General features: G+C 66.1%; 13 protein-coding genes and 1 other RNA gene. 8 read left to right on the top strand and 6 right to left on the bottom strand.

The genetic code is table 11. From position 1 onward, the window contains the following. Nucleotides 1–144: 144 nt before the first annotated feature. From ASF90_RS17880 to ASF90_RS22855, 4 genes are all read left to right on the top strand, one after another. The gene (locus ASF90_RS17880) at nt 145–1,554 is read left to right on the top strand and encodes an FAD/NAD(P)-binding protein (protein WP_055853314.1); all 1,410 of its coding nucleotides are present in this window, start codon (nt 145–147) and stop codon (nt 1,552–1,554) included. A 646-nt stretch (nt 1,555–2,200) separates the two neighbouring features. Further along, nucleotides 2,201–2,632, top strand: a complete 432-nt coding sequence (locus ASF90_RS17875) for a VirK family protein (protein WP_055853312.1) — start codon at nt 2,201–2,203, stop codon at nt 2,630–2,632. Between the two features lie 223 nt (nt 2,633–2,855). Further along, a complete protein-coding gene (locus ASF90_RS17870; RefSeq protein WP_082473611.1) occupies nt 2,856–3,299 on the top strand; it encodes a VirK family protein in 444 nt (147 codons plus the stop codon). 61 nt (nt 3,300–3,360) lie between these two features. Continuing rightward, a non-coding RNA gene (locus ASF90_RS22855) (sX9 sRNA) lies at nt 3,361–3,436 on the top strand. 238 nt (nt 3,437–3,674) lie between these two features. On the opposite strand, the gene ASF90_RS17865 is transcribed toward ASF90_RS22855, so the two are convergent. Then, nucleotides 3,675–5,147, bottom strand: a complete 1,473-nt coding sequence (locus tag ASF90_RS17865) for an efflux transporter outer membrane subunit (RefSeq protein ID WP_055853311.1) — start codon at nt 5,145–5,147, stop codon at nt 3,675–3,677. A gap of 86 nt (nt 5,148–5,233) precedes the next feature. Between ASF90_RS17865 and ASF90_RS17860 the strand changes: the two genes are divergently transcribed. The 4 genes from ASF90_RS17860 (at nt 5,234) to ASF90_RS17845 (ending at nt 10,771) form a co-directional block, all read left to right on the top strand. Then, nucleotides 5,234–5,851, top strand: a complete 618-nt coding sequence (locus tag ASF90_RS17860; protein WP_055853310.1) for a TetR/AcrR family transcriptional regulator — start codon at nt 5,234–5,236, stop codon at nt 5,849–5,851. A 76-nt stretch (nt 5,852–5,927) separates the two neighbouring features. Then, entirely contained in the window at nt 5,928–7,076 is a 1,149-nt protein-coding gene (locus ASF90_RS17855) for an efflux RND transporter periplasmic adaptor subunit (protein WP_055853309.1), read from the top strand. Beyond that, nucleotides 7,073–10,162: an efflux RND transporter permease subunit gene (locus tag ASF90_RS17850; RefSeq protein ID WP_055853307.1), complete on the top strand. Its 3,090-nt coding sequence runs from the start codon at nt 7,073–7,075 to the stop codon at nt 10,160–10,162. The genes ASF90_RS17855 and ASF90_RS17850 overlap by 4 nt, the downstream gene beginning before the upstream one ends. Nucleotides 10,163–10,438: 276 nt before the next feature. After that, entirely contained in the window at nt 10,439–10,771 is a 333-nt protein-coding gene (locus ASF90_RS17845) for a DUF6172 family protein (protein ID WP_055853305.1), read from the top strand. A 418-nt stretch (nt 10,772–11,189) separates the two neighbouring features. Here ASF90_RS17845 and ASF90_RS17840 read toward each other — a convergent pair whose 3' ends face one another. From ASF90_RS17840 to pdhA, 5 genes are all read right to left on the bottom strand, one after another. After that, complete coding sequence (locus ASF90_RS17840; protein WP_055853303.1) at nt 11,190–12,479, bottom strand: DEAD/DEAH box helicase; 1,290 nt, start codon at nt 12,477–12,479, stop codon at nt 11,190–11,192. A 368-nt stretch (nt 12,480–12,847) separates the two neighbouring features. After that, nucleotides 12,848–14,383 carry a dihydrolipoamide acetyltransferase family protein gene (locus ASF90_RS17835; protein WP_055853301.1) on the bottom strand — a complete coding sequence of 512 codons (1,536 nt, stop codon included), beginning with the start codon at nt 14,381–14,383 and terminating at the stop codon, nt 12,848–12,850. Then, on the bottom strand, nt 14,380–14,763 hold the full coding sequence (locus ASF90_RS17830; protein ID WP_055853298.1) for an SH3 domain-containing protein: 384 nt from the start codon (nt 14,761–14,763) through the stop codon (nt 14,380–14,382). Before ASF90_RS17830 ends, ASF90_RS17835 begins: the two co-directional genes overlap by 4 nt. A gap of 1 nt (nt 14,764) precedes the next feature. Then, nucleotides 14,765–15,835: an alpha-ketoacid dehydrogenase subunit beta gene (locus ASF90_RS17825; protein WP_055853297.1), complete on the bottom strand. Its 1,071-nt coding sequence runs from the start codon at nt 15,833–15,835 to the stop codon at nt 14,765–14,767. Further along, entirely contained in the window at nt 15,828–16,916 is a 1,089-nt protein-coding gene (gene pdhA / locus ASF90_RS17820) for a pyruvate dehydrogenase (acetyl-transferring) E1 component subunit alpha (protein WP_055853295.1), read from the bottom strand. Before pdhA ends, ASF90_RS17825 begins: the two co-directional genes overlap by 8 nt. Nucleotides 16,917–16,947 lie beyond the last annotated feature (31 nt).

Raw genomic sequence — 16,947 nt, 5'->3', positions numbered from 1 at the left:
TGCAACACGCACAGCCTGCGCCATAAGCCTCATCACGGCTGGCGATCAGCTCATGCCTTTCGGGTTGCTCGCCGCTAACCATTTGTTTACACAACCACGCGGCGCTGCGGGCACAACGTGCGAGTCATTCAGTGGGAGTTGCACATGGAAACCCATATCACCGTCATCGGTGCCGGCTTTTGCGGCACCGCGCTGGTCCGTGCGCTGGCGCAGACGGCCGATGCGCAGGTGCGTATCACCCTGGTCGGCGTGGCCGAGACGTTCGGTAGCGGCATCGCATACGGCGCGGCGCGACCGGAGCATTTGCTCAACGTGCGTGCCAAGGATCTGGGCATCGATGCGCAGGCGCCCGGCGCCTTCGCCGATACCTTGCATCTGGGCGAAAGCGGGCGGCTGGAGTTCCTGCCGCGGTTGGCCTACGGCGATTACTTGCGCAGCGAGCTGGATGCGGCGGTGAGCGGTGCGCAGGCATCGGTGATGCGGCTGTCGCAGGAGGCGGTGGCGGTGGAGCGTGCGCGTCGCGGTTTCCGCGTGTTTCTTGCCAACGGCGATGCCTTCCATAGCGACCGTGTGGTGCTGGCGGTCGGTGCGCTGCAGCCGCAGGCGCTGGCCGGCATCGGCCCGCGGTTGAGCGTGCATGCGCGCTACATCGGCTGGCCGTGGCAGGGCGATGCATTGTCGCGGCTGGCGCCCGACGATGACGTGCTGATCGTCGGCACCGGGCTGACCATGGTGGATGTGGCGTTGACCCTGCACGCGCGCGGACACCGCGGCCGCATGCTGGCGATTTCGAGGCGCGGATTGGCCCCGCAGGCACATCTGCGTCAGCCCGGTGCGCCGCTGGACCTGCCGCCGCATCTGCAACGCGCGCTCAAGGATGCCGATCTGCGCGGCCTGCTGCGCGGTGTCCGTCAGCTCAGCGCGGTGGTGGACGATTGGCGCCGTGTGGTGGACGCATTGCGCCCGCATCTGCAGCCGCTGTGGCAGCGGCTCACGCTTGCGCAGCGTGCGCGTTTCCTGCGCCATCTGCGCCCGTACTGGGAAGTGGCGCGGCATCGCGTCGCGCCGGGTGCGGCGGAGCACTTGCAGCAGTTGCAGGCGTCCGGCCAGTTGAACATCGTCGCAGCGCGGCTGCTGCGTGCGCGCTGGGTGCCCGATGGCGTGGAAGCGGTGATTCGTCCGCGTGCCGCCGCCGATGCGCAGACGCATCGCTTCGATGCGGTGATCCGCGCTACTGGCCTGGATACCGATATCGACCGCACCAGCGACCCGCTGATTGCCGGCATGCGCGAAGCCGGCTTGTTGCGCGCCGATCCGCTGGGCTTGGGTGTGGATACAGATGCGCAACTGCGCGTGCGCGACGGCGCCGGACAGATCGTGCAGGGGTTGTATTGCGTGGGGCCGCTGCTACGCGGCCGGTACTGGGAAATCACCGCAGTGCCCGAATTGCGCGTGGCGACACGTGCGTTGGCAGAGCGCTTGCTGCTGGGCGCGACGCCGGCGTTACAGCCGGAGCGTGAGCCGGTATCGCGCGAGGTCAATGCGCGTTTGTAGATGGAATATCTGATGGGCTGTTTGCATTAGGGAAGCTCTGGAAAACTCTTTCATAGGCTTCCGATCGATGCCTTGGATAGACTAAAGCACGCGCAAGTGTTTGATTTTAAGCGCCGGCGATTGTCGTGATTAGGCTGGATTGCAACTCTCTCTCGCTGGGCCATGAGTTATTCAGAGGTTGCTTGGGCGCTTGATGTGTTTCTCTCGGGATCGAGGTGGTGTGCGGAGAGAGTGTGCTTGCTGCGTTCGGTTTGAGTGGAGGCGTCGCTTTGCTTCATACCCTCGTCCCAAGCCTTCTCGCAGCGGGAAACGGGATCTGTCTTGATCTCAGGCTGGCCTCGTTGGAACTGCGAGAATTTGGTGTTTGCGTAGTGGGTGAGTTGTTGCGTCGTGCGCGCAGCTGCGCAGTTGGATCGTGATGCGACGCTCGTTCTATCGCGGTTCTACCGACGCGTTTCAACCAATCTCTGCGCGTGCAGGCATTGCTCAAAACTGTGCACATGCGCACGCGCTGCACCGAACAGCGCAAACATGCAGCGCGATGCGTAGCGCAGGATGCTCTCGCGGACGGGAGTGGGTCATGTTGTGCACCCTGGGCTTGCTACAGCCCAGGGCGCTGCATTCCCTTGTCTGCCTGGAGTTTGCCATGCCCCGTCTTGCTCCCATTGCTCTCGCCGCTGTGCTGTGTGCGTCCGCGCTACCTGCCGTCGCCAGCGAAACGCTCAATACGCGTGCCGATGTCATCGCTGCGTTGGATGCCGGTTACGACGTCAGCCTGTCCAGCGATCTTAGTCGTTGCACCCCCGAAGAGGGCACCCCGGTCAGCCGCACCCGCGGTGGCCGCCATATCGATGCCTACCGCATCACCGAAGATGGCACCGCAGCGTTTTCGGGTTCGCATTTCACCGTGGCCAACGATGGCAAGCCGATCCAGCAGTTCATGCGCTATCAGCTACGTCCGGATGGCAGTGTGCGCTTCACCACCTACATGTACGACCTGCCGGCGCTGCAACAGCGCGGGCCGATGCTGGCGTATCTGTGCACGATCAATCAGGGCATCCGCTTCCACGCCGATTGAGAGTCACTGACAAAAACGATTGCGCAGCTGCATGACGCGTGCGATGTGTCGCCTGGCCAGCTTGGGCCAGTACAGCGCCAGCGTCATGCAGCTGCACCTGTGCAACACGGTTGTGCCAGCCGTGCGGGGTTTGCAGCGCATGCGTTGAACACACCGCCAACCCGTCATCCCGCGCGCACATGCCGACGGTTACACGCATGTGCGCTTGGCAAGGAGAACCATCATGTCGACGCGTCGTCTTGCAGTTTTTGCCGTTGCCGTTGTCGCTATATCTGCGACGATCTCACCGGCATTCGCCAAGCAGAGCATCACCTCGTCAGCCAATCTGATCGCCACGCTGGAGTCCGGCCATGACGTTGCAGTGTCGGTCGACCTGTCGCGCTGTACGCCGGAGGCGGGCACTGCGGCCAGCCGCAGCCGCGGCGGGGTGCGTCTCGGTGCCTACCGTCTGACCGACGATGGAACGCTTTCGTTTTCCGATACGCAGTTCATTGCCGCCAGCAGCGATGGCCGGCCGTTTCAGCAGTTTCAGCGCTACCAGGTGAGCCCGGACAATCGCGTGCGGCTGACCACGTATATGTACGATTTGCCGAGCCTGCAGCAGCGCGGCCCACTGTTGGCGTATCAGTGCACGCTCGACCAGGGCATCCGTTTCCACGCCGATTAAGAGCAGCCAACAAACCGACTATGCTCGCCGCCAGGCGGGCGCGGCCGGTGCTCGATGCGGCATGGACCGTTCGTACACTCTGGCTCCTCCGCGCCGTCCACACCCAGCTGACGACTGCTCGCGACGTTTTGTTAGCCGCTCTAAAGGCGTTGTTTGCAGGGCGCGATGCCACGCCGACAGTGGCATCGCGCGGATCCTCGCATGGCATCGGATGCCGAATGGAGCCGCGAAGCCCTGCCACTGCCTCATTGCGACACGCGCCGAGCAGATTCCGGCGCGACCGCCCGGTCAGGTGTGGAAGCGGCGTCTGATCCCGATCGCTGTAGGTCACCTGCAGCTGCGGGTGCAGCAGGCGTCATCGTTGTTCCCCAGCAGCTATCGCTGCTGCACCGCCACCGCTGCGGTATCGCCGCGTTGCCAGCCGCCGCCCAGCGCTTTGAAGGTGGCCACCGCGCTGCGTGCGGCTTCGGTGCGCGCCTGTACCTGCGCATCGGAGGCACGCAGCAGGCTGTCGTCGGCATTGAGCACTTCGATCAGGCTGACGGTGCCTTTTTCATACGCCAGCGCCGATGCGCCGCGCGCCTTGCCCAACGCGTCCACGCCTTGCGTCAGTACGGCAGCTTGTTGCTCGCGTTTGACCAGCGCGGTGAAGGCATTTTCGACATCTTCGGTGGCGCGCAATACCGCCAGGCGGTAGGCGGCCAACTGCTCTTCTTCCTGCCCCCTGGCCTGCGCGATCTGCGCATTGATGCGTCCGAAGTCGAATAGCCGCCAGCGCAGCCCCAGCACGCCGGACGCCTGCGCGGCATCGCCGGTAAACAGGTTGGCGCCGGAGAGGGCGGTGGCGCTGCCCAGCAGGCCGCTCAGCGAGAACTTGGGGTAGTACTCGGCCATTGCCATGCCGATACGCGCATTGGAGGCGGCCAGCCGGCGCTCGGCGGCGATCAGGTCGGGCCGGCGCCGCAACAGGTCGGCTGGCGAGCCGCTGTCGGCGATCTGCGGCGCCAGCGGGATGGGTTTGCTGGCGGCCAGCTCGGCCCGGTGGGTGCCGGGCGCTGCGCCCAGCATCACGTCCAGTGCGTTCATTGCCGCGAACAGGCCCGCTTCCAGGCCGGGCACGGTCGCCTGTGCCTGGGACAGCGCGCCCTGGGCCTGCTGCAATTGCAGTTCGGCAGCCAGGCCCTTGTCGTGCAATAGCGTCACCATCGCCACCAGCCCTTGCTGGGCCGCGACCTGGCGCTGCGCCACGTCCAGCCGCGCCTGCAGGCCGCGGATGCTGATGTAGATGTCGGCGGTCTGCGCGGCCACCGCCAGCCGGGTGGCCGCGGCGCCGGCTTCGCTGGCCTGGTAGTCGGCCACTGCGGCCTGGCGCCCACGGCGCAGCCCGCCGAATAGATCCAGCTCCCAGCTGGCGCCCAGATTGGCCTCGTAGACGCTGGCGTAGCGGTCGAAGTCGGGGGTGCTGTTGAGGACCTGCCCCAGTGGGGTCTCCAGCGATTGGTAGGCGCGGGTGGCACTGCCGCTGACGTTGCCGGACGGCAGCAGCGCAGCGGTGGCGGCGGTCAGCCCGGCGCGGGCCTGGGTGACCCGCGCGGTGGCCTGGGCCAGATCCAGGTTCTGCGCCAGCGCGGCGCCGACGTAGCGGCTCAGGTCCGGGTCGTTGAAGCCCGCCCACCAGTTGGCCAGCTCCGCCTGCGTGGTGGCCTGGCGATCAGTCAGCGCAGCCTGACCGAGATAATGGTCGGGCAACGGTGCATCCGGACGGGCGTAGTTGGGGCCCACCGCGCAACCCGCGGCAAGGCTGGTGGCAATGACAATGAGCACGGCAAGCAGGCGGAGTGAGGGCATGACAGAACCAGAGTGGCAACGATGAGTGACTGTAATACGAAATGGTCACTTTTGTAAGTCGCGGGCGGCGGCGCTAAGCTGTCGACATGAGCAAAGCATCCAGTTACCCCGTTTCGGGCCGCGGTCCGGCCGATCACGAGGTGCGCGACCAGATCGTGATCGCCGCCACCGAGCATTTCAGCCGCTATGGCTACGAGAAGACCGCCGTGTCCGACCTGGCCAAGGCCGTTGGTTTTTCCAAGGCGTATATCTACAAGTTCTTCGAGTCCAAGCAGGCCATCGGCGAGATGATCTGCGGCCACTGCCTGCGCGAGATCGAGACCGAAGTGCTGGCGGCGGTGGCTGCCGCTGCGTCGCCGCCGGAGAAATTACGCAGTCTTTTCAAGGTGATTATCGAGGCCAGCCTGCGGTTGTACTCGCGCGATCGTAAGTTGTATGAGATTGCCACCTCCGCGGCGACCGAGCGCTGGCCGCCGGTGATCGCCTATGAAACGCATGTCCAGGCGCTGCTGCAGGAGATCCTGTTGCAGGGGCGGCAGAACGGGGATTTCGAGCGCAAGACGCCATTGGACGAGATGGTGCAGGCGGTCTATCTGGTGATGCGGCCGTATATCAGCCCGGTGCTGCTGCAACACAGCCTGGAGCACGTTAGCGAGGTGCCGGCGCTGCTGTCGGCGCTGGTGCTCAGGAGCCTGGCTCCATAAATTTGGTTGTGACTATTGACTGAAATAGTCACAAGTCCCAGGATGCGAGCCTTCATCAGCTTGCTTCGGGATTCCCATGCTTCGGCGCCGCCTTGTTACCTCTACCGTCCTGTGTGTCCTGCCGCTGGCACTGATTGCGTGCGGTGGCAAGGCGCAGCCCGATCCACGCACCGCCACGCCGCTGGTCCGGGCGGCCACGGTGGCCGACGCCAGCAGCGCGGCGCGCAGTTTCTCCGGCACCGTCGCGGCCCGGGTCCAGAGCGATCTGGGCTTTCGGGTTGCCGGCAAGGTGTCCGAGCGGCTTGTCGATGCCGGCCAGCGCGTCAAGCGCGGGCAACCGCTGCTGCGGATCGACCCGATCGACCTGCAACTGGCTGCAAAGGCGCAGCAGGACGCGGTGGCCGCCGCCAGGGCCCGTGCCCAGCAGACCGCCGACGATGAAGCGCGTTACCGCGATCTGCGCGGCACCGGCGCCATCTCAGCTTCTGCGTACGACCAGATCAAGGCCGCCGCCGACGCCGCCAAGGCGCAGCTGAGCGCCGCCCAGGCCCAGGCCGATGTGGCACGCAACGCCAACCGCTACACCGATCTGCTGGCCGATGCCGACGGCGTGGTGATGGAGACGCTGGTCGAGCCCGGCCAGGTGGTCGCCGCCGGGCAGCCGGTGGTGCGCCTGGCGCATGCCGGCCCCCGCGAAGCGGTGATCCAGTTGCCGGAAACGCTGCGCCCGCAGGTCGGTTCCGTCGCGCAGGCCACCTTGTTCGGCAATGCCGCCGTGAGCGTTCCCGCCACCTTGCGTCAGCTGTCCGAAAGCGCCGACCGGCTCACCCGCACCTTCGAGGCGCGTTACGTGCTCGACGGCGCGCTTGCGCAGGCGCCGTTGGGCACCACGGTCAGCATCCGCATTGCCGATGGCGCGGCCACCGGCACACAAACCGGCCTGCAGGTGCCGCTGGCCGCGGTGTTCGATGCCGGAAAGGGGCCGGGCGTGTGGGTGATTGCCGGTCAACCGGCCAAGTTGAGTTGGCGGCCGGTGACGGTGCTGGGGCTGGACGACGACCACGCCAACGTCGCCGGCACGCTGGCACGTGGCGAGCGCATCGTGGCGCTGGGCGCGCACCTGTTGCGCGAAGGCGAGCAGGTACGCATTGCCGGCGCCAACGCCGCCGGCACCACCGCAACGACTGCGTCCAAGACCGCCACCGCGGCAGGAGCGCAGCCGTGAGCGAGGGCCGATTCAATCTCTCTGCGCTAGCCGTCCGCGAGCGCTCGATCACGCTGTTTCTGCTCGTGCTGATTTCGCTGGCCGGCCTGGTCGCGTTTCTCAAACTCGGTCGTGCGGAAGACCCGGCATTCACCGTCAAGGTGATGACGATCATCACCGCCTGGCCCGGCGCCACGCCGCAGGAAATGCAGGACCAGGTTGCCGAAAAACTCGAAAAGCGCATGCAGGAACTGCGCTGGTACGACCGCACCGAAACCTACACCCGCCCCGGTCTTGCATTCACCACCTTGACCTTGCTGGACAGCACACCGCCCGGCCAGGTGCAGGAGCAGTTCTATCAGGCGCGCAAGAAAGCCGGCGATGAAGTGGGCAATCTGCCGGCCGGGGTGATCGGGCCGATGATCAACGACGAATATGCCGACGTCACCTTTGCGCTGTTCGCGCTCAAGGCAAAGGGCGAGCCGCAACGGTTGCTTGCACGCGATGCGGAAACGCTGCGCCAGCGCATCCTGCATGTGCCGGGCGTCAAGAAGGTCAACATCATCGGCGAGCAGCCCGAACGTATCTTTGTCGAGTTCTCGCACGAGCGTCTGGCCACCTTGGGCGTCAGCCCGCAGGACGTGTTTGCCGCGCTCAACACCCAGAACGCGTTGAATGCGGCCGGCTCGGTGGAAACGCGCGGCCCGCAGGTGTTCATCCGCCTGGATGGCGCGCTGGATAACCTGCAGAAGATTCGCGATACCCCGTTGGTGGTGCAGGGCCGCACCCTGAAGCTGTCGGATATCGCCACGGTCAAACGCGGTTACGAAGATCCGTCCACCTTCATCATCCGCAGCGGCGGCGAGCAAGCGTTGCTGCTCGGCATCATCATGCGCGACGGCTGGAACGGCCTGGATCTGGGTAAATCGCTGGACAGCGAAGTGAGCGCAATCAATACCGAATTGCCCCTGGGCATGCGCCTGAGCAAGGTCACCGACCAGGCGGTCAACATCGACGCGTCGGTGGGCGAATTCATGACCAAGTTCTTTGTCGCGCTGCTGGTGGTGATGCTGGTGTGCTTCGTCAGCATGGGCTGGCGCGTGGGTATCGTGGTGGCGGCAGCGGTGCCGCTGACGCTGGCTGCGGTGTTCGTGGTGATGCTGGCCACCGGCAAGAACTTCGACCGCATCACGCTGGGCTCGTTGATCCTGGCGCTGGGGTTGTTGGTGGACGACGCCATCATCGCGATCGAAATGATGGTGGTGAAAATGGAGGAAGGCTATAGCCGCGTCGCCGCCTCGGCGTATGCGTGGAGCCACACCGCCGCGCCGATGTTGTCCGGCACCCTGGTGACCGCGGTCGGCTTCATGCCCAACGGGTTTGCTGCCTCCACCGCCGGCGAATACACCAGCAACATGTTCTGGATCGTGGGCATCGCGTTGATCGTGTCGTGGGTGGTGGCGGTGGTGTTTACGCCTTACCTGGGCGTCAAGATGCTGCCGGACCTGAAGAAGGTCGAAGGCGGCCACGCCGCGATGTACGACACACCGCGCTACAACCGCTTCCGTGCCGCGCTGTCACGCGTGATTGCGCGCAAGTGGCTGGTGGCCGGCGCGGTGGTGGGGCTGTTCGTGGTGGCGATCCTGGGCATGGGCATCGTCAAGAAGCAGTTCTTCCCGATCTCCGATCGCCCAGAAGTGCTGGTCGAAGTGCAGCTGCCGTACGGCACCTCGATCAACCAGACCAGCGCCGCGGCGGCCAAAGTGGAAGCCTGGCTGGCCAAGCAGGACGAGGCGAAGATTGTCACCGCGTACATCGGCCAGGGCGCGCCGCGCTTCTACCTGGCGATGGGCCCTGAACTGCCGGACCCGTCCTTCGCCAAGATCGTGATCCGCACCGACGACCAGCAACAACGCGATGCATTGAAGCTGCGCTTACGTCAGGCCGTCGCAGAAGGGCTGGCGCCGGAAGCGCGTGTGCGCGTGACCCAACTCACTTTCGGCCCGTACTCGCAATTTCCGGTGGCCTACCGGGTCAGCGGTGCCGACCCGCAGGTGCTGCGTGGCATCGCCGCGCAGGTCAAGCAGGTCATGCAGGACAGCCCGATGCTGCGGACCGTCAACAGCGACTGGGGCACGCGCACACCTACGCTGCATTTCAGTCTGGACCAGGACCGTCTGCAGGCAGTGGGGCTGACCTCCACCGCCGTCGCGCAACAGTTGCAGTTCCTGCTCAGTGGCGTGCCGATCACGCTGGTGCGCGAGGATATCCGCAGCGTGCAGGTGGTGGCCCGTTCGGCCGGCGACACGCGCTTTGATCCCGCACGCATTGCCGATTTCACCCTGGCAGGCGCCAACGGCCAGCGCGTGCCGCTGTCGCAGGTGGGCAAGGTGGATGTGCGCATGGAAGAGCCGATCATGCGCCGCCGCGATCGCGTGCCGACGATCACCGTCGGCGGCGACGTCGACGACAAGTTGCAGCCGCCGGATGTCTCGGCCGCGATCACCAAACAGTTGCAGCCAATCATCGAAAAGCTACCGAGCGGCTATCGCATCATCGAAGCCGGTTCCATCGAAGAATCCGGCAAGGCCACCGCCGCGATGCTGCCGCTGTTCCCGATCATGCTGGCCGCCACCTTGCTGATCATCATCCTGCAGGTGCGTTCGATCTCGGCGATGGTGATGGTGTTTCTGACCAGCCCGCTCGGCTTGATCGGTGTGGTGCCGACGTTGATCGTGTTCCAGCAACCATTCGGCATCAATGCGTTGGTGGGGTTGATCGCGTTGTCGGGCATCCTGATGCGCAACACGCTGATCCTGATCGGGCAGATCCATCACAACGAAGCCGAAGGGCTGGACCCGTTCCACGCGCTGGTGGAAGCCACCGTGCAACGTGCGCGCCCGGTGATCCTGACCGCACTGGCCGCGATTCTGGCCTTCATCCCGCTGACCCATTCGGTGTTCTGGGGCACGCTGGCGTACACGCTGATCGGCGGCACCCTGGCCGGCACCATCCTGACCTTGGTGTTCCTGCCGGCGATGTATTCGATCTGGTTCAAGATCCGCCCGGAGAACAGCGGCGCACCGACGCCTACCAAGGACGCATGAGGTGGGTCTGCGACGGTGACCAGAGCCCCGTCGCAGAGATCGCGTGGCAGTGTCGCTCGCTCGATTCCCACTCCACTTCCATTGCAGCGTTGCAGCGGCGCGGTGTCTCAACGGATTGGCCGAGCTTCCGCCCGAAGGCCAGGACCGGTACGCGTTGGGAGGAGGTTCCTGGCTTCGGTCGCAGTGCAGGCCCGAATCCCGCCCGGACAGCCGCCGATTCACCCACAACGCCCGCGTGGCCTCACAATAGACGGCCAGTTCCGGAACGATGTCCCCATGCGCAAGACCTACCAGCTCAACCTCGAAGGCAAGAACCGCGACCGTCTGCTGGAAGCCAGCAAGAACGATATCCGCAAATACATCCGCCGCGAGCGCCGCAAGGACCTGCCCGAAGGCGCGGACTACTGGGACTTCGACATGCGCTTCGGGGTGGACGAGGCCAGCGCCGCGCCGCTGCCGCCGGCCGAGTTGATCCGTGCGATTAATGCGCTGACCGGCGAAGGCGGCGACCAGTTCTTTGTGGAAATCCTGCGCAAGCCGGGCAAGCGCGTTCCGCGTGCCGATGGCGATGCGCTGGCCGGTGGCGAGCTGGATTTCGAGCAGGACTGATGTCTTCGCTCTCCTCCCGTGGCGGCGCACCGCTGCGGGACGACCGATCCCTGTCGCGTTATGACCGGCGTCGGACCGAATGGATTGCGCGTCTCGTCTTCCGGATGCCAGTGGCATGGCTCACACGACGGTTGCAGTGCTCCAGCAAGCGCTTTCGGCTGGCTGACGGACGATGGCCTCGCCTGCTGGCGATAAGTAGCGGCATCTGCCGCTCGCGCTGAGAGCGGCTAACAAAACGACTGTGCTCACCGCCAGGCGTGCGCGGCCGGTGCTCGGAATCGGACTCGTATACGAGGGTTTCGAGCGCGCCGTCCACACCCAGCTGACGACTGCTCGCTACGTTTATTAGCCACTATTAGCCAGTGGAGTGGCCACGCACATCCGGTGACAACTGCTCGCTGCGGCCTGTCGGCCGCTCTCAGCCTGGCTTGTCGGACTGCGCCTGCGACGCGGCGCGTAGTTTGTCCTTCTTGCTGGGCCGCTTGCCCTTGATGCCGCCGTTGTCATCCGGTGCACGCACCGTTGTGCCGTGCACGTTGCCGGCAGCTGCATCGGCCGGGGTCGGCTCGAAGCCTTCGACCACGCTGGTCGGTACGCGCAGGCCCTGACGTTTTTCGATCAGGCGCCATTGCTGCGCGTTGTCGGCAGTGATGAAGCTGATCGCCAGGCCACTGGCGCCGGCGCGCGCAGTGCGGCCGATGCGGTGGGTGTAGTCCACGGTGGAGCGGGGCAAGTCGTAGTTGAGCACTGCCGGCAAGGCGTCGATATCGATGCCGCGCCCGGCCAGATCGGTGGCCACCAGCACCTGTACCTCGTGCTGTTTGAATGCTTGCAAGGTGCGCTCGCGGCGGCCCTGACTCAATTCGCCGTGCAGCGGCTGGGCGTTGATGCCGGTCTTGGTGAGTTTTTCGGCGACCTTGTCGGCGGTGTGGCGGCTGGCCACGAACACCAGCACATGCGACCAGCCGTGCTCGGTCAGTAGGTGCCGCAGCAGTTGCGTGCGTTGGCCGGCATCCACCGCGATGGCGCGCTGTTCGATCGCCGGGGCCTGCTCGGGCGTGGCTTCGATGGTGATGCGCAGCGGGTCGCGCAGCCGGCGTTTGGCCAGCGCGGCGATGGCCGGCGGGTAGGTGGCAGAAAACAGCACGCTCTGCCGTTGCGCCGGCAGCAACGCCAGGATGCGATCAAGCTCGGCGCCGAAGCCCAGCTCCAGCAGGCGGTCGGCCTCGTCCAGCACCAGCGTGGCCACCTCGCCCAGGCGCAGCGCGTTGTGATCGACCAGATCCAGCAACCGGCCGGGCGTGGCCACCACGATGTCGGCACCGCCGCGCAGCGCCAATAGCTGCGGGTTGATCGAACTGCCGCCGGTGGCGACCACCGTCTTCAAGCGGCGCGGCAGATGCGCGGCCAGCTGACGTAGCGTGTCGTCCACCTGTGCGGCGAGTTCGCGCGTGGGCACCAGTACCAGCGCACCGAGCACGCGCGGCGCGGTGTCCGGGGCCAGGCAGCGCTGCTGCAGCAGCGGCAACGCATAGGCCAGCGTCTTGCCCGAGCCGGTCTGTGCCATCGCAATCAGGTCGCGCCCGGCCAGCATCGGCGGGATCGCCTGCTGCTGGATCGGCGTGGGCGTGCGATGACCGGCCTTGCTCAGCGCGGTATCGAAGAACGGCTGCAGCTGCGGCGACAGCGAGAGATGGGCAAATGACATGCCGCCGATTATCCAGGATTGGCGATGGCGCGTGCGCGCTGCGGGCTGCGCATTGGACTGGGCGCGCGATCGGCGTCGCGGCCGATCCGCGAACCAACCCGCGTGACCCGAAGACACTGCACGCGGTGCGCTCGGAAGCGCCGTGCACAAAATCGCGTTGCATACAGCTCACTGCAACGCTGTAAGCCCTCGTCACGTTGATGCGGACATTGCCCCAACATGATGGCGTCAGTCCACCTGCATGCTCACAAAAAAGCCGCCCATCTCGGGCGGCTTTGTGTGCTGTGCAGCCATCGCGTGCCCATTGCGGCTTTCGCTTCACCGGCAGCGTTGCAGGCGCAACGCCGCCGGTGGATGGGCCAGGGCGATTACTGCGCCAGTGCCAGATCGTCCAGCATGGCGCGCAGGAAGCGTGCGGCCTCACCGCCGGTGGCGGCGCGGTGATCGAAGGTCAGCGACAGCGGCATCACCTTGTGCGTTTCCACTCCGCCCATCACCGGGGTGAGCTGGTAGCGCGCGCGGCCGGCAGCGACGATGGCCACACACGGCGGCACCACCACCGGAGTGGCGTAGCGGCCGGCGAACATGCCGAAGTTGGACAGCGAGATGGTGTAACCGCTCAATTCGGAGGCGGCGATGCTGCGGGTTTCCACCTGCTGGCGCAGCCGGTTGACGCCTTCGCGGATGCCGTACGCATCCAGCATGTCGGCATTGCGCAGCGCCGGCACGAACAGGCCTTCTTCGGTATCCACCGCAATGCCGATATCGACTTGGTTGTGCAGGGTGCGGCTAAGCGCATCGCCGTCGAACCAGGCGTTGAGCGCGGGCACGGCCTGGCAGGCACGCACGATGGCGCGCACCAGACGCACGGTGACATCGTTGCCGGGCTGCCAGGCGTGCAGGTCGGCGTCGTCGTTGAGCGTGGTCGGCACCACCTTGCTGTGCGCATCGGCCATCACGCGCGCCATGTTGCGCCGCACGCCCTTGAGCTGTTCGGGCTGGCCCTTGGCGACCACGCCTGGCGGCTGGGTGCGCATGGGTTTGCCGCTGGTGGAGAGTGCGGAGCGGTGCTGGCCCTCATCCGCCCTGCGGGCACCTTCTCCCGCAGACGGGAGAAGGGTCGCCGTTGCCGGTCGATCGCTGCCTTGGTCAGCGATCCCATTGGCTCTGCCGCCTTCAGCGATCGAACCACCAGCGAACGAAGCCCCTCTCCCGCTGGCGGGAGAGGTCGGCGCGCCCTGCGCACCGGGTGAGGGCTGCGCGGTCCCGGCCGCGGCAGCCTGCTTCACGTCGGCCAGCGTCACCGTGCCGTCCGGGCCGGTGGCGCGGACCTGCGTCAGATCCACGCGCAGCTTGCGCGCGAGCGCGCGCACCACCGGCATGGCGCGGACGCCGCCGACTGCAATGGCCTGTTCGCTTTGCACGGTGTTGGAGCTCTGCATCGCACCAACCACGGTACCTGCGTCATCGCGCTCGCCTGCTGCATCGGAAGCTGCATTTGCGTCGGCATCGGCAATTTCGCCACCGTTGTCGGAGGCGACCACGCGTTCGGTGGGGCCCGCCGCGCTCTGTCCGGTGCTCGGCGTGGCCGCCTGCGCGCTGCCGCCGTGACCATGCCCGTGACCGGTGTCCTGGCCATCGGCGCGTTGCGGCTGCGAGGCATCCAGTGCGAACTGCGCCAGCATGGAGCCGGTCACGATCACATCGCCGGCCGCACCGGCCAGCTTGACCACGGTGCCGGAAAACGGCGACGGCACCTCGACCACCGCCTTGGCGGTTTCCATCGACACCAGCGGGTCGTCCAGGCGCACCGTGTCGCCCTCCTTGACGAACCACTCGACGATGGTGGCATCGGGCAGGCCTTCGCCCAGATCGGGCAGATGAAAATTCTTGCTTTCGCTCATGGCAGATTCTCTTGCACCGCAGACAGCTGCGGCGTGGTGTCGTCGAGGAGTTCCAGGTCGGCTGCCGGCAGCCAGCCCTGCGCGCCATCGGCACGCTCGGACCACCACCAACCACCGTGTTCGTAGTGCAGCAACACGTCCTCGCCCTGGCGGGCATCGAGTTCGCGTGCGTCGTAATCGCGCAAGGCTTCGGCCCGGCCATCGCCCAGCGGGCGCAGCCACGCCACCGGCGCCCAGCCGGCATGGCCTTCGCCAGTGTTGACCCAGGCAAACGCCGGCCATTCTTCATCGCGTACGCCGATGCCGACCTGCTGGCCGGCACGGAAGCGGATCGGATTGGCGACTCTGGCGCGGTGATCGCAGAGCAGACGGGCGCGCATGTCAGCCGGCAGCCACCGCACGGCGCGCTGCCGTGACGATGCGCTCCACGCTCGGCAGATACTTCATTTCCAGCCGGAACAGCGGAATATGCGTGTCGTAACCGGTGACGCGTTCAACCGGCGCAAGCAGGTCGTACATCGATTTTTCGGCGAGCTGTGCGGCGATCTCGGCACCGAAGCCGGCGGTGCGCGGCGCCTCCTGCACGATCACGCAGCGGCCGGTCTTGGCCACCGATTCGGCAATGGTGTCGAAGTCCAGCGGGCGTAGCGTGGCCACGTCGATGACTTCGGCGCTGATGCCTTCGCCAGCGAGTTTGTCGGCCGCTTCCAGCGCTTCTTTGACCTGCGCGCCCCAGGTGACCAGGGTGACGTCGGTGCCGTCGCGCAGCACGAAGCACACATCCAGCGGCAAGGCTTCGCCATCGTTGGCGACCACTTCCTTGTACTGCCGATAGATGCGCTTGGGCTCCATGTAGATCACCGGATCCGGGTCGCGGATCGCGGCCAGCAACAGGCCGTACGCGCGCTGCGGCGAGGACGGCAGCACCACGCGCAAACCGGGCACGTTGGTGAAGATGGCTTCGTTGGCTTCGCTGTGATGTTCCGGCGCACGGATGCCGCCGCCCCACGGCACGCGCAGCACCATCGGGCAATGCAGGCGGCCACGGGTGCGGTTGCGCAGGCGTGCGGCGTGGCAGATCAGGTGATCGACCATGGGATACACGAAGCCGTCGAACTGCGCTTCGGCCACTGGCTTCATGCCTTGTGCGGCCAGGCCGACGCTGAGGCCGGCGATGGTGGTTTCATCCAGCGGGGTATCGAGCACGCGCTCGCTGCCGAAGCGCTGCTGCAGGCCGGCGGTGGCGCGGAACACGCCGCCGTTGACGCCCACGTCCTCGCCCAGCACCAGCACTGCGGGGTCGTGCTCCAGCTCCCAGGCCAGCGCCTGGGTGATGGCTTCGATCAAGGTGATGGGCGAACTCATGGCACTGTCTCCGCGCGTGGCTGCGGCGTTGTAGGGGGCACTGGCGTGGTGCGAGGTTTCCGCATGCACCTGCTTGAGCTCATCCATGACGCGCCTCCAGGGCCATCACTTCGGCGCGCTGCGCCAGCAACTGCGCCGGCGGGTCGCCATAGAGGTAATCGAACATGGCTTCCACCGGCTGCACCGGGGTATTGAGATAGGCGTTGACCTCTTCGTCGATACGCGCGCCGCATTCGGTCTTCCACGCGTCTTCCTGCGCCTGGTCCCACAGACCTTGCGCGGTGAGATAGGTCCGCAGACGCAGCAGCGGTTCGCGCGTCCAGGCCTGTTTGACCTCGTCTTCGCCGCGATAGCGGCGCGCATCGTCGGCGGTGGTGTGGTCGGTGAGGCGATAGGTCATGAACTCGATCACCGTGCCGCCGTCGCCGGCCAGCGCACGCACGCGCGCCTGACGCATCGCTTCGAGCACCGCGATCAGATCGTTGCCGTCCACCTGCAGGCAATGCAGGCCGCCGGCCAAGCCCTTTTGCGCCAGCGTCTGCGCACCGGTCTGCGCCGAACGCGGCACCGAGATCGCCCAGCCGTTGTTGATCACGCACAGGATCAGCGGCAGCTTGTAGGCGCCGGCCGAATTGAGTGCGGCATAGAAGTCGGTCTTGGAGCTGCCGCCATCGCCGCAGCAGGCTACCGCCACCTGCGGCTTGTTCTGCAGTTTGAACGACAGCGCCGAGCCGGCCGCATGCAGGCACTGGGTGGAAATCGGCACGCAGATCGGGAAGTCGATGGCCGCATCGGCATCGCGCGGATAATCGCTGCCGCGCTCGTCGCCGCCCCAGTACAGCAGCACATCGCGCGGACGTACGCCGCGCTCGAACATGGTGCCGTACTCGCGGTAGCTGGGCGCAAACACGTCGCCGCTGCGCATCGATGCACCGATGCCCACATGCGTGGCCTCGTGGCCCAAGCTAGCGGCGTAGGTGCCGAGCTTGCCGGTGCGCTGCAGGGCCACCGACTTGCTGTCGAAGGTGCGCACGAACAGCATGCGCTTGAACAGGGCGAGCAGGGTTTGCGGGTTGGCGGCGTCGGCCGGCAGGTCGTCGCGGACGAAGTTGCCGTCCGCGTCCATGTATTGCAGATAGTCGATCTGGAACTGCGCGGCTACGCTCATTGCGGCGACACCTTCATCAAGAAGTTTCAAA

Source organism: Xanthomonas sp. Leaf148 (genome assembly GCF_001423585.1).
Taxonomy (GTDB): domain Bacteria; phylum Pseudomonadota; class Gammaproteobacteria; order Xanthomonadales; family Xanthomonadaceae; genus Xanthomonas.
The sequence above is the reverse complement of the archived record's forward strand: the minus strand, read 5'-3'. Positions and strand labels throughout refer to the sequence as shown.